This window comes from Methylobacterium sp. GXS13, assembly GCF_001455965.1.
Taxonomy (GTDB): Bacteria; Pseudomonadota; Alphaproteobacteria; order Rhizobiales; family Beijerinckiaceae; genus Methylobacterium.
This window is the reverse complement of record NZ_LKKO01000050.1, coordinates 19,603-43,976: the sequence shown is the minus strand read 5'-3', so window position 1 is coordinate 43,976 and position 24,374 is coordinate 19,603. Positions and strand designations below refer to the sequence as shown.

General features: G+C 71.5%; 18 protein-coding genes. 7 read left to right on the top strand and 11 right to left on the bottom strand.

The window, feature by feature from the left end:
- The 4 genes from AO398_RS18660 to AO398_RS18645 all read right to left on the bottom strand — a co-directional run.
- Window positions 1-4,576 (bottom strand): malto-oligosyltrehalose synthase (locus AO398_RS18660; protein ID WP_058193619.1); only part of this gene is annotated, 4,576 nt, incomplete at its 3' end.
- Window positions 4,573-6,378: a malto-oligosyltrehalose trehalohydrolase gene (gene treZ, locus AO398_RS18655; RefSeq protein ID WP_058193617.1), complete on the bottom strand. Its 1,806-nt coding sequence runs from the start codon at window positions 6,376-6,378 to the stop codon at window positions 4,573-4,575. The genes AO398_RS18660 and treZ, both read right to left, overlap by 4 nt.
- Window positions 6,379-6,747: 369 nt before the next feature.
- Entirely contained in the window at window positions 6,748-8,868 is a 2,121-nt protein-coding gene (glgX, locus tag AO398_RS18650; protein ID WP_058193615.1) for a glycogen debranching protein GlgX, read from the bottom strand.
- A 186-nt stretch (window positions 8,869-9,054) separates the two neighbouring features.
- Complete coding sequence (locus tag AO398_RS18645) at window positions 9,055-10,476, bottom strand: trehalose-6-phosphate synthase (RefSeq protein ID WP_058193613.1); 1,422 nt, start codon at window positions 10,474-10,476, stop codon at window positions 9,055-9,057.
- Between the two features lie 502 nt (window positions 10,477-10,978).
- Between AO398_RS18645 and AO398_RS18640 the strand changes: the two genes are divergently transcribed.
- The 4 genes from AO398_RS18640 (at window position 10,979) to AO398_RS18625 (ending at window position 13,149) form a co-directional block, all read left to right on the top strand.
- Window positions 10,979-11,488, top strand: a complete 510-nt coding sequence (locus AO398_RS18640; RefSeq protein WP_058193611.1) for a hypothetical protein — start codon at window positions 10,979-10,981, stop codon at window positions 11,486-11,488.
- Between the two features lie 2 nt (window positions 11,489-11,490).
- Window positions 11,491-11,904, top strand: coding sequence for a phage holin family protein (locus AO398_RS18635; RefSeq protein ID WP_058193609.1), 414 nt, complete (start codon window positions 11,491-11,493; stop codon window positions 11,902-11,904).
- Between the two features lie 5 nt (window positions 11,905-11,909).
- Window positions 11,910-12,281 carry a DUF3618 domain-containing protein gene (locus tag AO398_RS18630; protein WP_201025798.1) on the top strand — a complete coding sequence of 124 codons (372 nt, stop codon included), beginning with the start codon at window positions 11,910-11,912 and terminating at the stop codon, window positions 12,279-12,281.
- Window positions 12,282-12,372: 91 nt separating this feature from the next.
- Window positions 12,373-13,149 (top strand): hypothetical protein, encoded by a 777-nt coding sequence (locus AO398_RS18625; protein ID WP_058193604.1) that lies wholly within the window; start codon window positions 12,373-12,375, stop codon window positions 13,147-13,149.
- Window positions 13,150-13,197: 48 nt separating this feature from the next.
- Here AO398_RS18625 and AO398_RS18620 read toward each other — a convergent pair whose 3' ends face one another.
- The 3 genes from AO398_RS18620 to AO398_RS18610 all read right to left on the bottom strand — a co-directional run bounded on the left by AO398_RS18620 (window position 13,198) and on the right by AO398_RS18610 (window position 16,691).
- Window positions 13,198-14,706: a malonyl-CoA synthase gene (locus AO398_RS18620; RefSeq protein WP_058193603.1), complete on the bottom strand. Its 1,509-nt coding sequence runs from the start codon at window positions 14,704-14,706 to the stop codon at window positions 13,198-13,200.
- A gap of 152 nt (window positions 14,707-14,858) precedes the next feature.
- Window positions 14,859-16,268: a malonyl-CoA decarboxylase gene (locus AO398_RS18615; protein WP_058193602.1), complete on the bottom strand. Its 1,410-nt coding sequence runs from the start codon at window positions 16,266-16,268 to the stop codon at window positions 14,859-14,861.
- Between the two features lie 231 nt (window positions 16,269-16,499).
- On the bottom strand, window positions 16,500-16,691 hold the full coding sequence (locus tag AO398_RS18610) for a hypothetical protein (RefSeq protein ID WP_058193601.1): 192 nt from the start codon (window positions 16,689-16,691) through the stop codon (window positions 16,500-16,502).
- Window positions 16,692-17,009: 318 nt separating this feature from the next.
- On the opposite strand from AO398_RS18610, the gene AO398_RS18600 reads away from it, so the two are divergent.
- Complete coding sequence (locus AO398_RS18600; protein WP_058193599.1) at window positions 17,010-18,185, top strand: MFS transporter; 1,176 nt, start codon at window positions 17,010-17,012, stop codon at window positions 18,183-18,185.
- Here the strand turns inward: AO398_RS18600 and cobD are convergent.
- Window positions 18,178-19,206: a threonine-phosphate decarboxylase CobD gene (gene cobD / locus AO398_RS18595; protein ID WP_058193598.1), complete on the bottom strand. Its 1,029-nt coding sequence runs from the start codon at window positions 19,204-19,206 to the stop codon at window positions 18,178-18,180. The genes AO398_RS18600 and cobD overlap by 8 nt on opposite strands.
- Here cobD and cbiB point away from each other — a divergent pair.
- Together cbiB and AO398_RS18585 are read left to right on the top strand one after the other, a co-directional pair.
- On the top strand, window positions 19,198-20,181 hold the full coding sequence (cbiB, locus tag AO398_RS18590; protein ID WP_058193597.1) for an adenosylcobinamide-phosphate synthase CbiB: 984 nt from the start codon (window positions 19,198-19,200) through the stop codon (window positions 20,179-20,181). The genes cobD and cbiB overlap by 9 nt on opposite strands.
- A 112-nt stretch (window positions 20,182-20,293) precedes the next feature.
- The gene (locus AO398_RS18585) at window positions 20,294-21,208 is read left to right on the top strand and encodes an NAD(P)-dependent oxidoreductase (protein WP_058193596.1); all 915 of its coding nucleotides are present in this window, start codon (window positions 20,294-20,296) and stop codon (window positions 21,206-21,208) included.
- A 3-nt stretch (window positions 21,209-21,211) separates the two neighbouring features.
- On the opposite strand, the gene AO398_RS29095 is transcribed toward AO398_RS18585, so the two are convergent.
- The 3 genes from AO398_RS29095 to AO398_RS18575 form a co-directional block, all read right to left on the bottom strand.
- On the bottom strand, window positions 21,212-21,388 hold the full coding sequence (locus tag AO398_RS29095; protein ID WP_201025797.1) for a hypothetical protein: 177 nt from the start codon (window positions 21,386-21,388) through the stop codon (window positions 21,212-21,214).
- 101 nt (window positions 21,389-21,489) lie between these two features.
- Window positions 21,490-22,839 (bottom strand): MFS transporter, encoded by a 1,350-nt coding sequence (locus AO398_RS18580; RefSeq protein WP_058193595.1) that lies wholly within the window; start codon window positions 22,837-22,839, stop codon window positions 21,490-21,492.
- Window positions 22,840-22,918: 79 nt separating this feature from the next.
- A complete protein-coding gene (locus tag AO398_RS18575) occupies window positions 22,919-24,361 on the bottom strand; it encodes a cobyric acid synthase (protein ID WP_058193594.1) in 1,443 nt (480 codons plus the stop codon).
- Between the last annotated feature and the right edge of the window lie 13 nt (window positions 24,362-24,374).

Genomic DNA, 24,374 nt, shown 5'->3' with positions numbered 1-24,374 from the left:
GCTCGGCCAAGAGCCGTGCGAGGGTCGCCTGCTTGACCCGCCCGTCCGGCCAGTGCGGCAGCAGCGCGGCCCCATCGCCGCCCGCCTCGAGCATCCGCTCCAGCGCCGGGTAATCCACCGGGCGGCGGTTGTCGGGATCGACGAAGGAGAAGTCCCAGATCTCCGTGCCCTGGTAGGTGTCGGGCAGGCCCGGCAGGGTGCATTTCAGCACCGTCCGGCCCAGCCCCGCGAGCATGCCGAGATGGGCGAGCCGCCGGGCGAAGGGGCGCAATTCCCGCAGGAAGTCCGAGCCCGGGGCGATCAGCGCGGAGAACAGCTTCTTGACCGCGCCCTCGTAGACCTCGTCGACATTGACCCAGCTCGAGCGGCGCTTGCCCTCGCGCATGGCCTTCTCGCCGTAGGCGATCAGCCGGTCGCGGAAATTCTCGATCGCGGCCGTCTCATCCTGCTCCAAGAGTTCCAGCGGCCAGGCGCCCAGGATCGCCTGGAAGAACATCCACTGGTCGTTGGCGTCGGGGGCCGGCTCGCCGTCGATCCGGGCGAGATGCGGGCTCGCCGTGCGCTGCCACAGGTCCCAGGCGCCGGCCCAGCCCTCCGGGATCTCGGAGAGCGCGAGCATCCGGGTCCGGGCATCCTCGCCGCGCTTGGTGTCATGGGTCGCCGTGGTGATCATGGCGTTCGGCCAGTCGCGGGCGCGGGCGATCTGGAGGTCGTGGAAATGCTCCGCGTCGATGCCGTATTCACCCGGATCGCCGCCGACCTCGTTGAGGCCGAGCAGGCAGGCGTACCGGTAGAACAGCGTGTCCTCCAGGCTCTTGGCCATGACCGGTCCGGTGAGCTGCTGGAACCGGCGGCGGAAGCGCAGCACCACCCGCGGGTCCGGGCGGCCCGGTCCCGTGGTCTCGATCCGCCCGAGCAGCACGTCGGCGGCGAAATCGTGCACCGAGCGGTCGGGCAGGCCCGACCAGCGCTTGGCCTTGGCGACCGCGCCCTCGATCAGCCGCACGTCCTCGGGCTCGACCTCGCCCTCCTCCAGCTCCGGCGGCAGGTAGCTGCGATAGGTCGGGAAGCGGGCGATGATCTCGATCAGGGCCCGGCGCAGGGCATTGACGGTGAAGTCGCGGGTGCGCCGGTCGGCATCGGCCACCTCCTTCAGGTCGGAGGTCAGTACCTCCAGCTCGCTGGCGAAGCTGATCTCCAGGATCTCGGCCTTGGCGGCGCGGAGCTGGAACCCGTAGGGCTCGTCGAAGCCCGAGGCCCATTCGTACAGGCGCCGGACCTTCCCCTGGCGCTCCTTGTCCACCAGGATGCCGTCGAGCTGGTTGAGCACGTCGTAGCCCGTGGTCCCGGCCACCGGCCAGGGCCGCAGCCGCTCGCCGGGCTCCAGGATCTTTTCGACCACCACGTAGAAGCCGGGGCCGACCGCCGCCTGGAGCGCACGCGCATAGCCCAGCGGGTCGGCGAGCCCGTCGATGTGGTCGATGCGCAACCCGTCGATCCGGCCCTCGCGGATGTGCCGGAACACGGTCTCGTGCGAGCGGTGGAAGATGTCGGACAATTCCACCCGCAGGCCGGCCAGCGAGTTCACGTCGAAGAACCGGCGGTAGTTGATGTCGCTCGACGCCACCCGCCAATGGGCCAGCCGGGAGGCCTGGGCCTCCAGCAGCCGGTGCAGCGGCCCGAAGCTGTCCGGACGGCCCTTGAAGCCGTTGAGCAGCGCCAGGGTGCTGTCGGTGGCCTCCTGGATCAGGGTCGAGACGCCGTAGATCTCGGCGAGCCGGCGCTTGAGCCCCTCGGCCTCCTCGGGGAAGCTTTTCCGGCGGGTCTCGTCGGTGTCGATCGCCATGGCGCGCAGGCGCTCGGAGATGGCGAGCAGCTCCGCGGTGGTGTCGTCGTCCACCGCGCCGATCGCGGCGATCACCCGGTTCAGGATGGTCGGGTAGCTCAAGGGGCGGATCGGCAGCTGGTGCTCGTAATGCCAGACGCTGAAGGCGCCGGCCTCGGGATCGAACTTCAGCGCCAGCGTGCCCTGCTCCAGCGCCTCGCCGTAGCGCTCGCCCAGGAACGGGATCACCAGGTTGCGGCCGGCGCCGAGGCGCTGCCAGTCGATGTCGAAGGCGTCCGCGAAGGGCGAGAGGGAGCCCCATTCGAGCACCGAGAGCCACCACGGGTTGTCGGAGCCGCCGACGCCCATGTGGTTGGGCACGATGTCCAGCAGCAGCTTCAGCCCGTGCCCGTGCAGGGTCTCGGAGAGCCTGACGAAATCCGCCTCGCCGCCGAGTTCCGGATTGATCGCGCCGTGGTCGACGATGTCGTAGCCGTGGGTCGAGCCCGGCCGCGCCTTCTGGAGCGGCGAGGCGTAGACGTGGCTGATCCCGAGTTTTTTGAGGTACGGGACGATCCGTTCGGCGTCCGCGAAGGTGAAGTCCTTGTGGAACTGCAGCCGGTAGGTCGATTGCGGCGGCGGCAAGTCGACCCTGGCGGAGCCCGAGCGCGGGCCCCGCGACTCGGCCGAGAGCGAGGCCGCCAGCTTGGCGAGCGGTCCCCCGGGGGCGGCGATGGCGACGAGGTCCCGGTCGAGCTTGCGCCGCCAGTTCGGATAGCCCTCGGTGGAGCCCGGAACGTTGGCCTGGGCGAGCTCGGAGACGACGTCCTCGTACTGCACGGCGGTCAGCATCGAGGGCGCGCGGGCGAGGTAGCGGGCGGCGGCCTCGAACGGCGCGGCATCGGGCGGCTCGGCCGACGGCAGCAGCTGCTCCCCGGCCAGCGCCTCGGTGAGGCGGCGGCGCTCGACCACACGCTCATTGCGCTCGCCGTCGGCGCGATCCTGGTCGTAGAGGCCCAGCGACTGGCGGGTGTCGGTGTCGACCCCGCGCCACCAGCCGACGAAGGTCGGCAGGTCGTGGGTGGTGATGGCGGTGAGCGCGTCGCGCGGATAGGCGGAGGGGGCCTTGAACCGGCCGTCGCCTTCGCGCTCGAAGGCGAGGATCCGGTAGCTCAGCACGCCGGCCCGCATCAGGGCGTCGGAGAAGCCCTCGGGGGCGGTGCCGAGATCCTCGGCGATGACCAGGCACTTGTTGCGGTGGCTCTCCAGCCGCAGCACCGCCAGCATCGGCTCGAACGGCATGGCGACGTAGGCGCCAGCATGGGCGCCGGCCCCCAGCGGGATCAGGAACAGCCTTGCGAGCTGGAAGGCGTGGTCGATGCGGATCGCGCCGGCATGGCGCATGTTGGCCTGGACCAGGGCGCGGAACGCCGCGAGGCCGTCCCGCTCCATCTCCAGCGGGTCGAAGGCCGGCAAGCCCCAGTTCTGGCCCTTGGGGGCCAAGAGGTCCGGGGGCGCGCCGATCGAGACCCGGTCGGCGAACCGCTCGGGATGGGACCAGATCTCGGAGCCGCCCCGGTCGGCGCCCACCGCGAGGTCGCGGTAGAGCCCGACCCGCATGCCGGCACCCAGGGCCGCCGCCGAGGCCGCGGCGAGCTGGCGGTCGGCGAGGTATTGCAGCCAGGCGTGGTAGGCCACCGCCTCGGCCTTCTCGGCAGCGAAGGCCACGACGGCCTCGGTGCCGGCGCGGCGGTAATCCTCCGGCCAGTCGCCGAGCCAATGGGCGCCTTCGCGGTGGAAATGCTCGGACAGGGTCTCGAACACCGCATGGGCGGCGAGGTCCGGGCCGCCCTCCTGGCGGAAGCGCTCGAACTCCGCGTCGGTGCCGGCCCGGGCCGGGGAGTCCAGCCAGAGGGCGCGCAGCACCGGGTCGAGCACGTCGGCCACGCCCTGGTGGTCGACGAGCGCCGCCTCGCGCAACGCGGTGATCGCGTCGGCGCGCTCGGCGAGCAGCGCCTCGGCCCGGGAGCCGGCGAGCCCCGGCAGGCTGCGCGGCGCGATGAACAGGGTCTCGAGGAACAGCCGCGAGGATGGCGAGTAGGGCGAGATCTTGGTCCGGTCGGAGCCGAACAGGGCGTGGACCGGGCTGAGCCCCAAGAACGCCGCCCCGCGCAGGGCCGCCTCGCGGGCGGCCTCGCCGGCATCCGCATAGGTGCCGATGCCGATATTGCTGGCCGAGCGCAGGCCGTAGAGCTGCGCGGCCATGCCCCAGTCGGAGGCGCCCTCCTCCGTGTAGGGCCGCGGGCGCCAGCAGCGCTGGGGCGCGGCGATCACCCAGGATTCGGCCCGGATCCGCCCGGCCTGGACGGTGAGGCGATGGTAGCCCGGGGTCAGCGGCGGCAGTTCGAAACCCGGCTCCGCCCCCTGCAGGTTGGCCCGGCCCTCGCGGGCGGCGCCGCGCTCGTCCACGAGCCGCCAGACCAGGGTGTGCGGGGCGCCGTCCTGGACGCGGACCGGCACCCGGGCGGCGCGGCGCGCCTCCACGGGCAGGAGCGGCGGGACTAGCCCGCAGCGCAGGGCCTCGACCTGGGCGAGGCTCTCGGCCACGCCGGCCTCGTCCGCGACCGCGAAGCCGAGCGCTGCCAGCAGGCCGCGCCGCACCTCCAGGGAGGTCTCGACCGGCTGGCCGAAGGCGTCGGTATAGCCGGCGGCGACGCCGACGAGGTCGGCAAGTTTTTCGAGGGGGCTCACGAGCGGGGCTCCGTCAGGAACAGGCCAGTCCAGGAGGGCAGATCCCGTCCGGTCTGATCGGGGGCGTTGGTCCAGACCACCCGGGCATCGCCCGGATCCACCGCGAAGGCCGCGTCGCCGACATTGGCGACGAACCGCAGGGTGCCGGCGCCGAAGCGCCAGGTGCAATCGACCACGTCGGGTCGCGGCAGGGTCGCGGCGGCGCCCTGGTAGCCGGATTTCGCGAGCGGCACGACCACGTCCCGGCGCAGGCCGAGGAGCCGTGTCGTCTCGGCCAGCACCTCCCGGTGCGGCGACCGCTCCCGCTCCGACCAGTCGAGCTTGGACTGCTCGAACGTCTCCCGCTCGGTCGGATCCGGGATCTTCGAGGTGTCGTCGGCAAACGCCGCGAAGCTCTTGAACTCCCGGCGGCGGCCGTCGCGCACCGCCTTGTTCAGCTCCTCGTCCGGGGCGAAGTCGACGAAGAACAGGAACGGCGTCGAGGCCGACCATTCCTCGCCCATCCAGAGCATGGGGATCTGAGGCGCCAGCAGGAACCCGGCCCGGGCGAGATCGAGCTTCTTGGGATCGGCCAGATGGCTCAGCCGCTCGCCGAGCGCCCGGTTGCCGACCTGATCGTGGTTCTGCAGGAAGGTCACGAAGGAAGAGGGCGGCAGGTGCCCGGAGGGCTCGCCGCGCGGATGGTTGTCGAGGGTGGCGAACGGCTCGCCCTGATAGGCGAACCCCTCCGCCAGGCAGCGGGCGAGGCGCGCGACGGGTTTGTCGGCAAAGCTTTGATAATAGCCGGCGTCCTCGCCGGTGAGCAGCACGTGCCAGCAATGGTGCAGGTCGTCGGCCCATTGCGCGTCGTGCATCTTCGGCTTGCCGGCGCCGTCGCGCTCGAGCCAGCGCGCCTGGTTGGCCTCGTTCTCCAGCATCAGGTGGATCTGGCGGTCCGGGAAGGTTTTTCTGACCGTCTCGCCGAGCTCGGCGAGGAAGTGGCGCGGCGAATCGTCGAGGATCGCGTGGACGGCGTCGAAGCGCAGGCCGTCGAAATGGTATTCCTCCAGCCAGTATAGGGTGTTCTGGATGAAGAACTGCCGCACGGTGGCGCCGCTCTCCTTGCCGTCGAAGTTGATGCCGGCGCCCCACGGCGTCTGGTGGCGCTCGGTGAAGAAGGTCTTGGCGTAGGCGTGCAGGTAATTCCCGGCCGGCCCGAAATGGTTGTAGACCGCGTCGAGATAGACCATCAGGCCGAGCCCGTGGGCGGCGTCGATCAGGCGCTTGAGGTCGTCCGGGCGGCCATAGGCGCCGTCGGGGGCGTAGGGCAGGACGCCGTCGTAGCCCCAGTTGCGCGAGCCCTTGAAGTCGGCGAGCGGCAGCAGCTCGATCGCCGTGACGCCGAGCGCCTTGAGCCGGGGCAGGCGCGCCTGCAGGCCGGCATAGGTGCCCTCCGGGGTCGCGGTGCCGACATGGCACTCGTAGATCACCGCCTCCTCGAACGGCCGCCCGGTCCAGGCCTCGTCGGACCACGCGAAGGCGCGGGCATCGATCACCTCGCTCAGGCCCGAGACGTCGTCCGGCTGGAAGCGCGAGGCGGGGTCGGGCACCACGAGGTCGCCGTCGATCCGGAAGCCGTAGCGGGCGCCGGGCTTCACCCCGGGCAGGGCGGTGCGCCGCCAGCCGCCGCCGGATTCGGGCAGCGGATGGTCGATACCGTCGACGACGAGCTCGACGCTCTGGGCGGTCGGGGCCCAGAGGGCGAAGCGCACGCCGCCCTCCACCATCTCGGCCCCGAAATCCATGCTGTGGGCGCGCCGCATCGGGCCACGGTCCTCGTCGTTGGCCGTGCGCCCCGGAGGACAAGCGCGGCAGGGTTCATTGTCGTGGGAGAAGGCCCCGAGCCCGATCCGGTTCCCGCAGCGCAGCCATGGCGGCGAGATGAGTCGGCAACCGTGCGAAAAATGGCGCGGGGGCGGGGCGATCGGCGGGCGGAGCCCGTTGGAACCGCTTATCCCTGCCTCGACCTCAAGACGAGGGGAGCGGTTGGGATATCCGTCGGGGTTGCGCGCCCACCCCGTCATTGCGAGCGCAGCGAAGCAACCCAGGGATCCGCCACGTTCGGGAAGCGCGCGCTGCCCTGGGTTGCTTCGCTGCGCTCGCAATGACGGCGTGTTTCGATCCGAACCGTTTCAGCCCCCCGGCACCCACCCGCTCCGCGCGCCCACGCCCGCCGCGGTGAGCACCAGCACCGAGCGGCCCAGCAGCGGCACCGTGTCGTCCGGCCCGTAGGACGGGGCGCCCGGCGGGAGCGCGCCGGTGGCCGCGCCGGTGTCGAAGACCGGCTGCCAGGGGCCGCCGATCACCGGGGCGAGGCGGAAGTCGCACGCGCCCTCCCCGGCATTGAACAGGAGCAGCAGGCGGTCGCCGGCCCCGTCATTGCCGATCTGCATGCCGAACACCTGGAGGCCGTCATCGGCCCAATGGCGGTTCTCCATCTCGGTCCCTTCGGGGGCGAGCCAGTGCACGTCCCTTAAGGAAGCCTCCGGGCCGACCGGGGCGCCGGTGAAGAAGCGACCCGGCCTGAGGGCCGGCTGCGCCCGGCGCAGGGCCAGGAGATTGGCCACGAACGTGGCGAGGCTCGGGTCCGGGTCGCTGGACCAGTCCATCCAGCTCGTCGGGTTGTCCTGGGCGTAGGCGTTGTTGTTCCCGCCCTGGCTGCGCGAGCGCTCGTCGCCCATCAGCAGCATGGGCACGCCCTGGGCCAGCATCACGGTGGCCAGCATGTTGCGCTTCTGGCGGGCGCGCACGGCCAGGATGCCCACATCGTCGGTGTCGCCCTCGACGCCGTAATTGCAGCTGACGTTGTGGCCGTGGCCGTCGCGGTTGTCCTCGCCGTTGGCCGCGTTGTGCTTCTGCTCGTAGGCCACGGTGTCGGCCAGGGTGTAGCCGTCGTGGCTGGCGATGAAGTTGATGCTGGCGAGCGGCGAGCGCCGGGACGGGGCGAAGACCTCGCGCGAGCCTGTCAGCCCCTGGGTCAGCTTCGCCAGGGTGCCGGAATCGCCCTTCCAGAAGCCGCGGGCGGCGTCGCGGAACTTGTCGTTCCACTCGCTCCAGCCGCGCGGATAGCCGCCGAGCTGGTAGCCGCCCTCCCCGATGTCCCAGGGCTCGGCCACCATCTTCACCCGGGCGAGCACCGGATCCTGCGCCACCGCCTGGAAGAACGCCGCCTGCGGGGTGAAGGCGAGCGGCGCGCGCCCGAGGCTCGAGGCGAGGTCGAACCGGAAGCCGGCGATCCCGTAGGCGGTGACCCAGTGGCGCAGGGAATCCAGCACCAGCTGCATCACCCGCGGGTGGCTCACGTCGAAGGTGTTGCCGCAGCCGGTGCAATCGACGGTGCGGCGCGGGTCCGCCGGGTCGAGCTTGTAGTAGCTCGCATTGTCGATGCCGCGGAACGACAGGGTCGGCCCGCTGTGGTCGCCCTCGGCGGTGTGGTTGTAGACCACGTCGAGCCAGGTCTCGATCCCGGCGGCGTTCAGCTCGCGGATCGCCGCCTTGAGGCCGCCAAGCCCGCCCTCCCCGAGGTAGCGCGGGTCCGGGGCGAAGTAGCCCAGGGGCTGATAGCCCCAGAAATTGACGAGCCCCTTCTCGACCAGAAAGCGGTCGTCGGCAAAAGCTTGGATCGGCAGCAGCTCCAGGGCGGTGACCCCGAGCTTGACCAGGTGCGCGATGATCGCCGGGTGGCCGAGCGCCGCGTAGGTGCCGCGCTCGGCCTCCGGGATGTCGGGATGGGTGCGGGTCAGCGCCTTGACGTGGGCCTCGTAGATCACGGTCTCGGTGAGCGGCCGGCGCACGGGGGCCAGCGCGAGATCGGGCACCTCGGGGGCGGTGACCACGCTTTTGGGCATGTAGACCGCGCTGTCGCGCCGGTCGATCCTGTCTTCCCGGCGGTTGTCACCGGCCCGGCGGTGGCCGTAGAGCGCGTCGTGCCAGCGGATCCGGCCGCGGATCTCGCGGGCATAGGGGTCGAGCACCAGCTTCGAGGCGTTGAAGCGGTGGCCGTTGGCCGGGTCCCACGGCCCGTGCACCCGGTAGCCGTAGAGCTGGCCCGGCAGCACCCCGCGCAGGTAGCCGTGCCAGACGTCGTCGGTGCGGCAGGGCAGCCGGACCGTGCGGGTCTCGTGCCGCTCCCCCGGCTCGAACAGGCAGATGTCCACCGCGCTGGCGTGCTCGGAGAACAGGGCGAAGTTCACTCCGCGCCCATCGAAATGCGCGCCCAGCGGCGCCGGCACCCCGTCATCGACGGCGATCATGGGCGGCGTCCGGTTTTTCGGGAGATGGGGCGTTGCGCGTGCCGGTGGCGGTGGGCGACGTCATGCATAGCGTTCTGGATGGCGCTCGGCTCGCGGGGACGTTCGGTCCAGATATGACACGCGCCTCTCCCTCCCCCCTCTGCGGGGGAGGGAGAGGCGCGGGCGTCAACTGCTACGCTGATTCGGCTACTCGGCGGCCGCGGCGGCGCCCGGGCGCTCGCGCTCCATCGTGCGGAAATTCTCCAGCTCCGACAGGAAGTTGCGCGCCCACCAATCCACGTCCTCGCGGGTCATGCGCTCGACCATCGGCTTCCAGCGGGCGAGCCGCTCGGCCTTCGGCATGTACAGGGCGGAGCGGATCGCCTCGGCGACCTCGAACCGGTCGTAGGGGTTGATCAGCAGCGCCTCCGGCATCTGCCGGGCCGCGCCGGCGAATTTCGACAGGACCAGAACGCCCGGATCGTCCTCGCTCTGCGCGACCACGTATTCCTTGGCGACGAGGTTCATGCCGTCGCGCATCGGCGTGACCAGGCCGACCCGGGCCGCCCGGTAGAGGCCGGCCAGCACCGGGCGCGGATAGGCCTTGGTGATGTACTGGATCGGCGTCCAGGCCGGGTCGCCGAGCGCGCCGTTGATCTCGCCGACCTTCTCGTTCACGTCCCGGGCGAGCTGCTCGTATTCCGGCACCTCGCTGCGGGATTTCGGGGTGATCTGGATATAGGTGACGTTGCCGCGCTGGTCGGGATTCGAGGCGAAGAAGCTCTCCACCGCCTCCATCCGCTCGGACACGCCCTTGGAATAATCGAGCCGGTCGACGCCGATCAGCAGCTTGCGGGTGCGCAGGCCCGCGATGGTCTCGCGCACCACCTTGTTGGCATTGGCCTTGTCGGCGGCCTCCTTGAAGCCGGCGACGTCGATGCCGATCGGGAAGGCGCGGATCCGGGTGCGGCGCCCGTCGACCATCAGCGAGCCGCCGCCGAGCGGGATCGCCCGCTGGGTGTCGACCAGGTTGCGCTGGAGGTTCTGGACGTCGGCCTCGGTCTGCAGGCCGATCAGGTCGTAATCGACGATGGCGCGCAGCAACTCGGTGCTCGCCGGCAGGGAGTTGAACACGTCGGCGGCGGGCCAGGGGATGTGGTGGAAATAGCCGATCGGGTTGTCGAGCCCGAGGCCGCGCAGCTCCGCGGCCAGCGGCAGCAGGTGGTAATCGTGCACCCAGATGATGTCGTCGGGCTCGACCAGCTTGGCGAGCGCCCGGGCGAAGGTGCGGTTGACGCGGCTGTAGCCGGCGTAATCCGAGCGCGAGAAGGCGCCCAGCCCCAGCCGGTAATGCATGATCGGCCACAGGGCCCGATTCGCGAAGCCGGCGTAATATTCCAGGTGGTCCTGCGGCGAGAGGTCGACCACCGCGTACTGGACCCGGCCGCGGTCGATCAGGGTCGGCTCCTCGGAGGGCTCCTCCGTGATGTTGCCGCTCCAGCCGAACCACAACCCCTCGTAGGCGGTGAACGCCTCCTTCACGGCCACGGCGAGGCCGCCCGCCGCGACCGCCTTGCCGCCATCCTCCGGGATGGCGACGCGGTTCGATACGATCACAAGGCGTGCCACGCGGGTCGGCTCCGGATCATGGGCGCGGCTCAGGTCGAAGACCTCGCCGCGCCTGCATCGGGACTTCGTATGTAGCAGAACGCGCGGAGTCCCTGCGCGATCCTTTGTTGGGGCAACCCAAGCGTGAACCCGGGCGCGGGTCAAGTCGAGCACGCCGTCGCGCCGGACAGGATCGCCGCCCTGTCCGATGCTCGACGCGCAGGCCGGCTCCGCCCGGACTCCCCTCCGGCCAGCCTTCGAAGGCCACGCGCAGCGAAGCGCGGGACGTGCTGAAGAGCGGCCGAAGCGATGCCGTTGTGCAAGCTCGGCGGTTCTGTCAGACCGCGCCTGAACGCCGGCTGAGCGACGGCTGATGCGTCGCACCGGCCGGTTGCGCCGGTGCCGCCCGCCGGACCTTACGCCGCGCTGGAACCGGTGACAGCCCAGCCGGTTACTCAGCCATCGCGCGGGCCGCGGTCGCTGCGAGCGGCGCCGTCCCCGCGCCGCGAGGAGTGCTTTCGAGATGGCCGGCAACGAGTTCCCGCAGGATGCGCCCAAGGACCCGCTGAAGGATCCGTTGCACGATGGCCCCGGCGAGCGCCCCCAGTGGCGCGCCCTGCAGGGTGACGTCGAGGGTCTGGCCGACGAGGCCGCCGAGCGCGGCCGCGGGCTGATCGACGCGGCGCGTCTCCAGGCCCAGGATTACGTCGAGCGGCGCAAGAGCGACGCCGCGCAATCGGTCAACGATCTAGCGCAGACGATCCGCAATTCCGGCCGCGACCTCGGCGACAAGCCGCATGTGCGCGCCTTCTTCGACAGCGCCGCCGACGGCCTGGAGCAGCTCGGCTCCTCGATCGAGCGGCGCAGCCTCGGCGACTTCTACGGCGAGGCCGAGGCCTTCGCTCGGCGCGCGCCGGTGGCGGTGGCGGTCGGCACCTTCGTGGCCGGCCTGATCGCCGCCCGGTTCATCAAGTCGTCCAGCCTGCCGCCGGAAGCGCCCGACGGCGACGCCCGCGACAGCTTCCGGGCCTGACCATGGCCCAGGGATCTGATCCGCGCCAACCCGGCGCCTCGAGCATCCAGAGCCTGATCGGCGACGCCCTGCGGGAGACCAACGAGCTCGCCCGCAAGGAGATCGCGCTGTTCCGCGCCGAGATGGCGGGCAATGTCCGCCAGCTCATCGTCGGCCTGGCCTGCATGGTCGGCTCCGCGGTGTTCGCCGTGGTCGCCCTGCTGGTCCTGATCGGCGCCCTCGTGAAGTGGCTCGCCACGATCGTCGGCTCCGAGTGGCTCTCGGCCCTGATCGTCGGCGGCGTGCTGCTGGTCATCGCCGTGGGCATGGCCCTGTGGGCGCGCAGCGTCCTCTCCCTCTCCACCCTGGCGCCCACGCGCACGACGCGCCAAGTGCGCCAGGATGCCCAGGCCCTGTCGGAGCGCGTATCCGGATGAGTTCGATGACCGACCTCGAGAAGGAAATCGAGGCGAGCCGGGCCCGGCTCGACGACACGATCGACCAGATCCAGGGGAAGCTCTCGGTCCCGAACATCGTGGACGAGATGCTGGGCAATGCCCGGCGCACGCCCGCCCTGAGCGGCGTCTATGACGGTGCCCTCGAGGCGGTGCGCCGCAACCCGGTGCCGGTCCTGTTGATCGCCGCCGGGGTCGGGCTGCTGTTCAACCGGATGGCCCGGGATGCCGAGCGCCGCCGCACCCAGGTCTCGGCCGAGCGCGTGGCCACGCTCAACACCGGCACGGCCCGCGGCTACGATCCCGATCTGCCGACGGCACGACCGCTTCGCGACCCCCTCGAGAAGACCGATATCTGACGCCCGAGACGTAACAATTCGAGCCCGGCCGGACGGCCGGGATGGGCAGCGCTTCTGCGTGCCGCCGAGACGGACATCCGAGGATACCGCCATGACCGACAAGCCGACCCCGTCCAGCCTTCCCGAACAGCTCGCCGCCCAGGCCGGCATGCCGACGGGCTCGGGCGACAGCAGCCTGCGGCCCGATCCGGCTGGCCACGGCGATCCGCGCCCGGCCCCCGGCGAGGCGGCCGGCGACTTCACCCTCCGCCCCGACCCGCGCGGCCTGCACGATCCGCTCGCGCCGGGCGCTGCGACGCGCCCGATCGATGCGGCCGCATCGGTAAAGGACGGTGCCCAGGCGGCGGGTGATCGCGCCGCCGACCTCGCCGGGCAGGCGCGCCAGACCGTGTCGGGCCTAGCCGACGATATCGGCAACCGTCTCGGCAGCGCCGCCGACCAGGCCCGCGCCCGCGCCGCCTCGGTCTACGACGAGGCGAAGGAGCGTGCCGGCGCCCTACACAAGCGCAACCTGCGGGCGCTCGACGACATCACCACCCAGGGGATCGATGGGCTCCAGCGCGGCCGCAGCACGGTCGAGCGCTTCGTGGAAGACAACCCGCTTCTGGTGGGCGTCGTCGGTGTCGCGGCCGGCCTGCTGCTCGGCGCCCTGCTGCCGCGCACCCGCCAGGAGGACCGCAACATCGGCCCCTGGGCCGACGAGGTGCGCGACCAGGGGCTGCGCTACGCCCGCGAGGTGACCAATATGGGCCGGGAGTTCGTCCAGACCGCCCTTGATCCGGACAATCTCAACGCGGCGGTCCGCAAGGCCACGGATCCCGAGGGGCCCACGCCCCCGGCGAACGAGCGGACCGCGCACAACCTCTGACGACAAAGTCCCCCGCCCGCCGGCCTCGCAGCCGGCGGGCGGTTTATTTCACGCCTGATACAGTCCCGCATGGGCCTCGCGGAGCAGGTTCTTTTGTACCTTGCCCATGGTGTTGCGGGGCAACTCGGCCACGAACAGCACGCGCTTGGGGCATTTGAACCGGGCGAGCCGCCCCTCCAGGGCTACCAGCACGCCAGCCTCGTCCGGGGCGTCAGTTCCGCCGACCACCACGGCGGTGACCGCCTCGCCGAAATCCGGATGGCCTAAGCCGATCACCGCGGATTCGACCACGCCCGGCAGGGCGTCGATCTCGGTTTCGACCTCCTTCGGGTAGACGTTGAACCCCCCGGAGATGATCAGGTCCTTGCCGCGCCCGACGATGTGGACGTAGCCCCGGGCATCGACCTTGCCGAGGTCGCCGGTGATGAAGAAGCCGTCCGCCCGGAACTCAGCTTCGGTCTTCTCGGGCATCCGCCAATAGCCCTTGAACACGTTCGAGCCCTTCACCTCGATCATCCCGACCGCGTCCGGGCCCAGGGCCGCGCCGGTCTCGGGATCGACCACCCGCAGGGAGACGCCCGGCAGGGGGAAGCCGACCGTGCCGGCAACCCGGTCCCCCGTATAGGGGTTCGAGGTGCTCATGTTGGTTTCGGTCATGCCGTAGCGCTCGAGGATGGCATGGCCGGTGCGGGCCTGCCATTCCCGGTGCGTCTCCGCGAGCAGCGGCGCCGAGCCCGACGCGAACAACCGCATGCCCCTGGCCACCTCCGGGGTGAGGCCGGGTTCCTTGAGGAGGCGCGTGTAGAAGGTCGGCACGCCCATCAGGGCGGTCGCCCGGGGCATCAGGCTCAGGATCAGCTTCGGGTCGAGGCGCGGCAGGAACAGCATGGTGCCGCCGCTCGCCAGCACCGTGTTGGTCGCCACGAACAGCCCGTGGGTGTGGAACACCGGCAGGGCGTGGATCAGCACGTCGTCGGCGGTGAACCGCCAGATCTCCACCAGCGTACGGGCGTTCGAGGCCAAGTTGTCGTGGGTGAGCATGGCGCCCTTGGAGCGCCCGGTCGTGCCCGAGGTGTAGAGGATCGCGGCGAGATCCTCCGGGTCCCGGGGCACGTCCGTGAAATCGCCGGCTTGTCGATCTGCAGCCTCGGCGGCGCTGCCGGTCCCCGCCGCGTCCAGGGTCCAGATGGCGCGGATGCCAGAGGCGGCCTGCGCCAGGGCCTCGCGTCGTCCCGGGTCGCAGACGAAGATCGTGGGCTCGGCGTCGCCGAGGAAATACCCGATCTCGGCCGGGGTATAGGCGGTGTTGAGCGGCAGGAACGCGGCGCCGGCCCGCACCACCCCGAGATACAGGAAGATGACCTCCGGGCTCTTCTCGACCTGGACCGCCACCCGGTCACCGGGCTGCACGCCCGCCGCCTGCAGGGCCGCCGCGTAGGCGCCGGAGCGGGCGATCAGGTCCGCATACGTGTAGCGGCGCCCCTCCGGCGTCTCGATCACGGTCTTGGCGGGATCCGGAACGCCGTCCCGGACCAGGGAGAAGAGATGGTTCGTCATCGTGAGGCTTGAGCTATCACGGGCCGCGGGGTTCAGGCAGCCATAGAACCGTTCCCGATCGTCCCGCAATCGGGGCCGACGCTTCGCCATGACGTTCACGGGCCGCCCATGCCCGAATCGGTATCCCCTTCAGGGTGGGGATAGGCTCGGCTTCAGGCCTCGGCGAGCACCACCGCCCGCGGCGGCGGCAGCTTGGCACGCAACTCCCGGGTCACCGCCGGCGAGGCCGCCACGGTGCCGAGATTGGCGTAGGTCTCGTGGTTCTTCTCGATCGCCGCGAGGTCGTAGAGGTAGTTCACCATCAGGCCGTGCGACTGGGCCAGCCCCTTCTTGGAGGTGTCACCGAGGAAGTTGATCCGGTCCAGCCGGGCGCCGTTGCCGAGATGGAACCGGGCCACCGGGTCGAGCGGGCGCCCGCGCTCGTTCTTGGCGCGCAGGAAATAGGCGGCCGCGGCCGGGATCAGCGCCTTGCGCACCGCCGCCGCCGCGACCTTGTCGGCGTGCCAGTCCGGATCGTCCAGCGCCCGCAAGACCTCGACATCCTCGGGCAGCAGCCCCTGCGGGCTGTCGGCCCGGCGCTCCCGGGCGAGCCAGGCGGCGAAGCCCGGCACCGGCGAGAGGGTCACGAAGGTCTTGAGCGAGGGCACCTCGCGGGTGAGATCCTCGACCACCTGCTTGATCAGGAAGTTGCCGAAGGTGACGCCGGCCAACCCCTTCTGGCAGTTGGAGATCGAGTAGAAGATCGCCGTGGTCGCCGCCCGCGGCTGTAGCGGCTTGCGCTCCCGCGACAGGATCGGGGCGATGGCCGGCGCGACCTGATCGGTGAGTGCCACTTCCACGAAGATCAGCGGCTCGTCGGCAAGCGCTGGGTGGAAGAACGCGAAGCAGCGCCGGTCCGGCGGCTCGATCCGGGCACGCAGGTCGTCCCACCCGGTGATCGCGTGCACCGCCTCATACCGGATGATCTTCTCCAGAATATGGGCGGGCGTGGTCCAGTCGATGTGCCGCAACACCAGGAAGCCCCGGTTGAACCAGGAGGCGAACAGGTGCTCGAAATCGGAATCGAGGCTATCGACCGCGTCCAGCACGGCGGGGTCCGCCTCCGTGCTGGTGCGCAGCGCCTTCCGCAGGTCGAACAGATCCTCACGCATGCGCACCAGGCTCAGCGTGCCGCCGCGGGCGAGGTTGAGGCGGCGGATCAGCTCCTGGCTGCGCGGCTCGGCGGCCTCGTGCAGGGTGCCGAGGCGGGCGCGGGTCGGGTCGGCCCGGTAGGCGGCGATCGCTTCATCGACAGCGGCATGATCAGCATCGAAGTCGAGCGCGATGGCCAGCAGAAAGGCATGGCGCTCGGTCTGGCCGAAACTGGCGTAGCGGTCGAGGATCAACCGGGCCAGCGCGACCCCGGAAGCCTCGCCGCGCCGGGAGATCAGATCCTCGCACAGCTTGACCAACTCGCCAGCGCTGGCCCGGCCAGCGATGTCGCCGCGGCCGATGCCGATCAGGTCGCGGCCGCGCTCGCTGATGGTCTGGAGCAGGTCGCCGAAGAAGGAGATCGCCGCCATGACCCTCGCACTGACCCCTGTCGGACCGGACCTGACGCGTCTCCGGTCTCATAACGCCGGCGCATGGACCCGCGCATCCGTGAGGGCCCGGCCCTCGGGGCATGCTGGTCCCGGCTCTGAGCCGCCATTCTACGGTGGCGGGGCGGTCGCGACCAGAGCTTGAGCGGCCGCGAAAGGCTCACCGTGCGGCCCCGAGACGAAGGTCGTGTGACGGCGCGATCCTGGAAGGCCTCAGTGCCGCTCGGCCAGGGTGGCGAGGTCGGCCCGCGCCCGCCAGTCGCCGATGCCGTGGTGGCGGGCGAAGCGGGGCTCCGCCGCCCGGAGGGCGCGATCCGGGTCGCGGGCCCGCATGATCTCGACGGCCCCGATGGTGAAGGGCACCCCGAGGATCTCCTTGGCAAACTCGATGCGGTAGTTCGGCATCCCGTACTCCCTGCTGCGGTGGTTCCGAACGTGTCGTTTGGAACGAATCCGACCCGAAAACCGTATCCAGCCGACGAATCCAGATGGTGTGTTCGACGCCCAGGACGCGGACGATCGGAACCGCGTCGACGGGATATGGTGCAAGACGCCGGAGCGTGAAGGGGCACGGGGCGTGACCGAGGGCTGCAGCCGCGGCGCTTGCCGCATGGGGCGCCGGGCCCGTATCGGTCTCGGCCCTTCCCTCCCCGACACGGATTCCACGATGGCCCCCATGCCGGCCCTGAAGCGGCGGCGCGCCTGCCCGCCCCCGCCCCTGCCGTGACCACCATCCTCGACGCGAAGGCCCGGCTCGGCCTGACGCTGATCGCCGGTGGGGCGGTCGCCAACATCTACTACAACCAGCCGCTGCTCGGCCTGATCGTGTCGGAGTTCGGCGACGCTGCCGCCCTGTGGGTGCCGACCACGGCGCTCGTCGGCTACGGGCTCGGCATCATCGGGCTCGTGCCCCTTGGCGACGCCCTGCCCCGCCGCCGCCTGATCGTGGGGCAATGCCTCGGCCTCGCCGTGGCGCTGCTCGCCGTGGGCCTCGCTCCGAACCTCGCCTGCCTGGCGCTCGCCCACCTCGTGGTCGGCGTGCTCGCCTGCGCGGCGCAACAGGCCGTGCCGTTCGCGGCCGAACTCGCCCCGGACGCGAGCCGCGGCCGGATCGTCGGGCAGGTGATGACCGGGCTGCTCACCGGCATCCTGCTCGCCCGCACGGCGAGCGGGTTCCTGGGCGCGCATCTCGGCTGGCGGGCGGTGTTCCTGGCCGCGTCCCTCCTGGCGCTCGCCATGGCCGGCATCGCGCGCGCGACCCTGCCGCACACGCCCCAGACCCACCCCTTGCGCTACCGCGCCCTGATGCTGTCGATCCTGCACCTCGCCCGGTCGCAGCCGGTTCTGCGCACCGCGAGCCTGTCGCAGGCGCTGCTGTTTGCCGCGTTCAACGCCTTCTGGGCGACCTTAGCGCTTCTGGTCGAGAACCCGCCCTTCGGGCTGTCCGCAGCCGGGGCGGGGCTGTTCGGGGTTATCGGCGTCTGCGGCGCGTTCGTGGCGCCCCTGTCGGGCCGGTTCGCCGACCGGAGCGGCGCTCGGCCGGTGGTGCTCGGCGGCAGCCTGATGGTCGCCCTGTCGTTCCTGGTGCTCTGGGCCGGAGGCACATGGTCGCTGGTGGCGGTCGGGCTCGGCGTCCTGCTGATCGACATCGGCATGAACGGCGCGCTCATCGCCAACCAGACCCGGGCCTACGCCCTGGTCCCGGGCGCGCGGGGGCGGATCAACACCGTGCTGTTCACGACGCTGTTCGTGTTCGGGGCGCTCGGCGCCTTCGCGGGCTCGCAGGCCTTCCTGGTGGTCGGCTGGCCGGGGGTCTGCGCGGTGGGGCTGGCCTTCTCGGCGCTGGCCGTGCTGGTGGCGGCCCGCGATCCGCACGGGCCCGCGACGCCGACTACTTGAGCACCCGCGACAGGCGGCACCACGCCGCTTTCTCCGCCGGCAGCCCGAACCGAAGCCGTTCGGGTCGCTCGATGAAGCGCCGGACGGCGATCCCGGCTTCCGCCAGGCGCCGGTACAGCCCCGCCCCGTCGGGAAAATCGGCGGTGCGGAACAGGCTGGTGCCGCCGACGATCGTCCCGCCGCCGCGGGCGATCAGCCGGTCGAGGCGCTCGGCATCCGCCGCCCGCGCCCGGGCGGTCTCGGCCCGCCACACCGTGTCCGAGAGGGCGGTCCGGCCGATCGCCAGGGCCGGCCCGGACACCGCCCAGGGGCCGAGGGCCGTGGCGATCCGGTCCGCCGTCCCGGGCTCGGCGACCGCGAAGCCAAGACGGAGGCCGGCGAGCCCGTAGGTCTTGCCGAAGGAGCGCAGCACCACGAGGCCGGGTGTCGCATGCGGGCACAGGCTCGCCACCGGCTCCAGATCCGCAAAAGCCTCGTCTGCGACCAGCAGGCCGCCGCGGGCCCGAAGGGCCTCCGCCAGGGCGAGCCGCTCGGCCAGCGGATGGGTTCGCCCGTCCGGGTTGTTCGGATCGACCAGCACCGCCACGGCCGCGTCGCCGATCGCCGCGATCCCGTCGACCGCCGTCACCGCGTGCCCGGCCCGCACCCAGGCGGCTTCATGTTCGGCATAGGTCGGGCCGACCACCGCGACCCGGGTCGGAGCCACGAGCCGGGGCAAGGTCTCGATCAGGATCTGGGTGCCTGGGGCGGGGGCGACATGCGTCGCATCGGGCGCGCCGTAGGCCGAAGCGGCCGCTGCCCGCAGGGCCTCGACCTCGGCGGCGGCGGGCAGCCGCGTCCAGGCGCTGGCCTCCACCGGCGGCACGGGATACGGGACCGGATTGATCCCCGTCGAAAGATCGAGCCAGGGTTCCGGCGCGTCCGGAAAGGCGTGTCGGAGGCTTCCGAGATCGCCGCCATGGGGGATCGGACCCGGGATCGCCCCCGGCTTCGGAGCGGGATTCCAGAAACGATGGTCCATCCGCCCGACACGCTCGCCATCCTCGCCCTCGCCCTCGGAATCGAGGCGGCGTCCGGCTACCCGGACGCGCTCTACAGGGCCATCGGCCACCCTGTCACCTGGATCGGCCGGCTGATCTCCGGGCTGGAGCGCGGCCTGAACCGCGGCTCCGAAGGGCGGCGTCGGGGCGCCGGCTGCCTCGCCCTGGTGCTCCTGCTCGCCGGCACGGGGCTTCCCGCCTGGGCGCTCACCGGGCTTGCCCTCTGGGCCGGCCCCCTCCCCGCCCTCCTGCTCCTCGGCCTGCTCTGCGCGAGCCTGCCGGCGCAGCGCAGCCTGAACGACCACGTCGCGGCCGTGGAGACCGCCCTGCGCGGGGGCGGCCTCCAGGCCGGCCGCCGCGCCGTGGCGATGATCGTCGGGCGCGATCCGGACCAGCTCGACGCACCGGCGGTCTGCCGCGCCGCCATCGAGAGCCTGGCGGAGAACTTTTCAGACGGGATCGTGGCGCCGTCCTTCTGGATCGGCTGCCTCGGCCTGCCTGGCGGCGCGCTCTACAAGGCGATCAACACCGCCGACAGCATGATCGGCCACCGTACGCCGCGCTACGCCGCCTTCGGATGGGCTGCAGCGCGGCTCGACGACCTGGTGAACCTGCCGGCCTCGCGGCTCGCCGGCCTGCTGATCGTCGGGGCGGCGCTCTTGCGCGGCGCCGATGCGCGCGGCGCGCTCCGGGCGATGGCCCGCGACGCCGGCCGCCACCGCTCACCCAATGCCGGCTGGCCGGAGGCCGCCATGGCCGGGGCGCTCGGTTTGCGGCTCGCGGGCCCGCGGGTCTATGACGGCACCCTCGTCCCCGACGCCCATATGGGCGACGGGCGGGCCGAGGCCACGGCCGACGACATCGCCCGGGCGCTGACCCTCTACCGCACCGCCTGCCTGATCCAGGGCGGCCTCGTCCTGGCGCTGCTCGCTCTCTGTCTCATCATCGCGGGCTGACCCGACAGCTTACCGCCCAATCCATGATGGAACGCGCCCGCTGACGCCGGACCGGTATCCAATGCGGCGGCGCGCGTTCTAAGCTCGGTCGAGCGAGACCGAGGAGAAGCCGATGCGCGCGGTGTTCGTCGATGCCAGCGAGAGCCTGGCGGCGGTGGCGCGGCGCCTGCTGCGGCCGGACGATCCGCCCTTCGCGGTCAATCTCCAGCCCGACATCGCCCCGGCGGCGCTGCCGGGCCTGCTCGCCGGGGCGGAGGTCGCGGTAATCGACCACACCGCCCTCCCCGTCGCCGTGGCCCGCGCCTGCCCGAGCCTGCGGCACGCGGTGTTCCTCGGCACCGGCGCGCGCAGCTACATGGACCCGGAGGCGCTCCAGGCCGAGCTCGGCATCACGGTCCACACGATCAAGGGCTACGGCGATACCGCGGTGGCGGAATGCGCCTTCGCGCTGCTCTGGGCCGCCGCCCGGGGCCTGCCCGAGATGGACCGGGCGATGCGGGCGGGGCGCTGGCTGCGCAGCGAGGCGATCCAGCTCACCGGCAAGACCGTCGGGCTCGTCGGCTTCGGCGGGATCGCGGCCGAGATGGCGCGACTCTGCTGCGGCGCCGGCCTGCGGGTGCTGGCCTGGAACCGGACCGCGAAAACGCATCCGGGCGTCGAATTCATGCCCCTGGATCAGCTGCTGGCCCAGAGCGACGTGGTCTCGCTCCACCTGCTCCTCACCGACGAGACCCGCGGCTTCCTGTCGGCCGCACGCATCGCCGCCCTCAAGCCCAGCGCGATCCTGATCAACACCGCCCGGGGGGCGCTGATCGACGAGCCCGCCCTGGTGGAGGCGCTTCGCGCCGGGCGGATCGCCCGGGCCGGGCTCGACGTGTTCACGGTCGAGCCGCTGCCCGCCGACCACCCGCTGGCAGCCCTGCCGAACGTCGTCCTCTCGGCGCATTCGGCGTTCCGCACGCCGGAAGCGAGCGACAACCTGATCGGCGCCGCCCTCGACCATTGCCGGCGGATCGCCGCCGGCTGAAGGTCAGTGCTCCGTACCCGGCATGTTCGCCCGCGGTGCGCCACCATGGTCGCGGATCACGCTCGACCGCTCCGGAGAGCCCTTGGCGTCGGCGACCTGCTTCCGGGCCGCTGCAGCCAAAAACCAGACCCCGCCCAGGGTCCCCAGGGCGAGAAACAGAAGCGGAATGCCTTCACTCATCGCGGTACCCTCCTCGACGATGTTCCGCGGGGGCGCGGAATTGCATCATCATGCCGGATGAACCAGCATTGTGAAAGATAACGCACGGGTTCGACCGATGTTCAGGCCGTCCGAGCCTCCGTCGGCGCCGCCGCGCGTTTGGCCGCATCCCGTCTCAGGGCGGAGAGAACCACGAACATTAGGCCGGCGCCGATCGCCAGGCAGGCCGACAGGAACAGCATCGGCACGAGGTCGCTCTGGGTCTGGTCGCGGATGAACGGGACCATGTTCTGCGCGACGAATCCGCCGAGATTGCCGACCGAGTTGATCGCCGCGATCCCGGCCGCCGCCGTGGCCCCGCGCAGGAAGGTCGCGGGCACCGACCAGAACACCGGCTGGGCCGAGAAGGTCCCGGCCGCCGCTACGCACAGGCAGGCGAACTTCACCGCGTTGCCCGGCAGGATCACGCTGAGCGCGAGCCCGGCCGCCCCGACCAGGGCCGGCCCGACCACGTGCCAGGTCAGGGCGTTGCCCTGGGCGCCGGTGCGGGCGGCGTGACGGGGCACCCACCACAGGGCGAAGGCCGTGGCGACCCACGGGATGATGTTGAGGAAGCCGTTGGTCAGGTTCGAGACCCCGAATCCCTTGACCACCGTGGGCAGCCAGTAGCCCAGGCCGTAAGCGGCCAGCGGCAGCGAGACGTAGACCCCGGCCAGCATCAGTACGCGCTTGTCGAGAAGCGCCGCGAAGGGATTGCCGTGATCGACGAGGCCACCACCCTCCCGCTCGGCCAGGAGGGTCCGGGCGAGCCAGTCGCGCTGGTCCTGGGATAGCCAGGGGGCCGTCTCGGGGCCGTTCGGCAGGATCAGCAGCACGATTGCGGTCATCACGATCGCCGGCGCGCCCGTGGCCAGGAATACCCATTGCCAGCCGGCCAGACCCCAGACTCCGTCGAGACCGAGCAGGGCCCCGCCGACCGCCGCGCCGACCGCGTTGGCCACCGCGCTGGCGATCATGAACCAGCCGATCATCCGGGCTCGGTGCGCCTGCGGGAACCAGAGCGTGAGGGCGAACAGCACCCCCGGGAAGAAGCCGGCCTCCGCGGCGCCGAGCAGGAAGCGGAGTACGTAGAACATCGCGGCGTTCTGGGTGAAGCCCAGCAGGAGCGTGACGATGCCCCAGGTGAACATGATCCGGGCGAACCAGACCCGGGCGCCGACCCGCTCCAGGAAGACGTTCGCCGGCACCTCGAACAGGAAATAGCCGAGGAAGAACAGCGACGCGCCGAGCCCGTAGGCGGTCTCGCTGAGTCCCAGGCTGCCGACCATGTCCAGCTTGGCGTAGGACACGTTCTGCCGATCGATATAGGCGATCAGGTAGAGCAGGCCGAGCAGCGGCATCAGCCGCAGGGTCACCGTGCGGACAGTGCTCTCGGCGAAGTCGTCCCCGGTCGGGGAGTGCGTGGGCGGCATCTGGCGTTCCTCTGGGCCTATGCGACCCTTCGAGGCGAGGGCCGGCATTACACAGAGTAATTCCTGGCCTGGCTCTCGCCTACCGGGCAAGCGCCAGCAGGCGGTCGCAGTCGACATGGGCCGCGATGTGTCGCGCCAGGCCGTCGACCGGCGCCTCGACCCCGGCCTCGTAGCCCGGCCCCTCCGAGACCGTGCCGAGACGGGAAAGCCAGGCGGCGCGCTGGGCATCGTGCGCGAACAGGCCGTGCACGTAGGTCCCGGCCACCAACCCGTCCGCCGAGACCGCCCCGTCGACGCGTCCATCGGCGAGCCGCAGCAGCGGCCGGGCCGCATCGGGGCCGTGGGTCGCGCCGATATGCATCTCGTAGCCCGAGAACGGTACCGAATCGGGCAGGCTGGTGCCGGTGGCCGCGGCGAGCCGCTTGTCCGGCGTCATCACGGTCTCGACGTCGAGGAGTCCGAGGCCTGGCACCGTGCGGGGCGCCCCCTCGATCCCGTGCGGATCGGCGAGGCTGCGGCCGAGCATCTGGTAGCCGCCGCACAGGCCGAGCACCCGTCCGCCCCGCCGGACATGGGCGCGCAGATCGACGTCCCAGCCCTCGGCGCGGAAAGCATCCAGGTCGTCGATCGTGGTCTTGGAGCCCGGTAGCAGCACCAGGGCGGTCTCCGCGGGGATCGGCGTTCCGGGATACACCAGCACCACCGATACCCCGGGCTCGGCGCGGAGCGGATCGAGGTCGTCGAAATTGGCGATGCGCGGCAGAACCGGCACCGCCACCGTGACGGCCCCGGCCGGGCGCGGCCCGGAGCCCGCGAGCCCGAGCACGTCCTCGGCCGGCAGGCGCGCGGCCTGGGGGAAGTGCGGCACGAGGCCGAGCGGCGCCCAGCCGGTCCGCTCCGCGATCAGCCGCATGCCGTCAGCAAACAGGCTCGGATCACCCCGGAAGCGGTTGACGATGAAGCCCACGATCATCGCGGCGTCGGCGGGCTCGATCACGGCCTTGGTGCCGACCAGGCTGGCGATCACCCCGCCCCGGTCGATATCGCCGACCAGCACCACCGGCGTGTCGGTGGCCCGGGCAAAGCCCATATTGGCGATGTCGCCGGCCCGGAGATTCACCTCCGAGGCCGAGCCCGCGCCCTCGACCAGGACCAGATCGGCCTCGTCCGTCAGACGCGAAAAACTCTCCAGGACGGCGGGCATCAGCCGGGGCTTCCAGGCTTGGTAGTCGCGCGCCTTCACGGTGGCGACCATCCGGCCCTGCACCACCACCTGGGAGCCGATTTCGCTCTGGGGCTTCAGCAGCACCGGGTTCATGTGCACGGAGGGCTGTACCCGGGCAGCCCGGGCCTGGAGCGCCTGCGCCCGGCCGATCTCGCCGCCATCCGGGGTGACCGCAGCGTTGTTCGACATGTTCTGCGGCTTGAACGGGCGCACCGCCAAGCCCCGGTCGGTGAAGGCGCGCGCCAGCCCCGCCACGAGCAGCGACTTGCCGACATCGGAGCCGGTGCCCTGGATCATCAGGGCCTTCTTG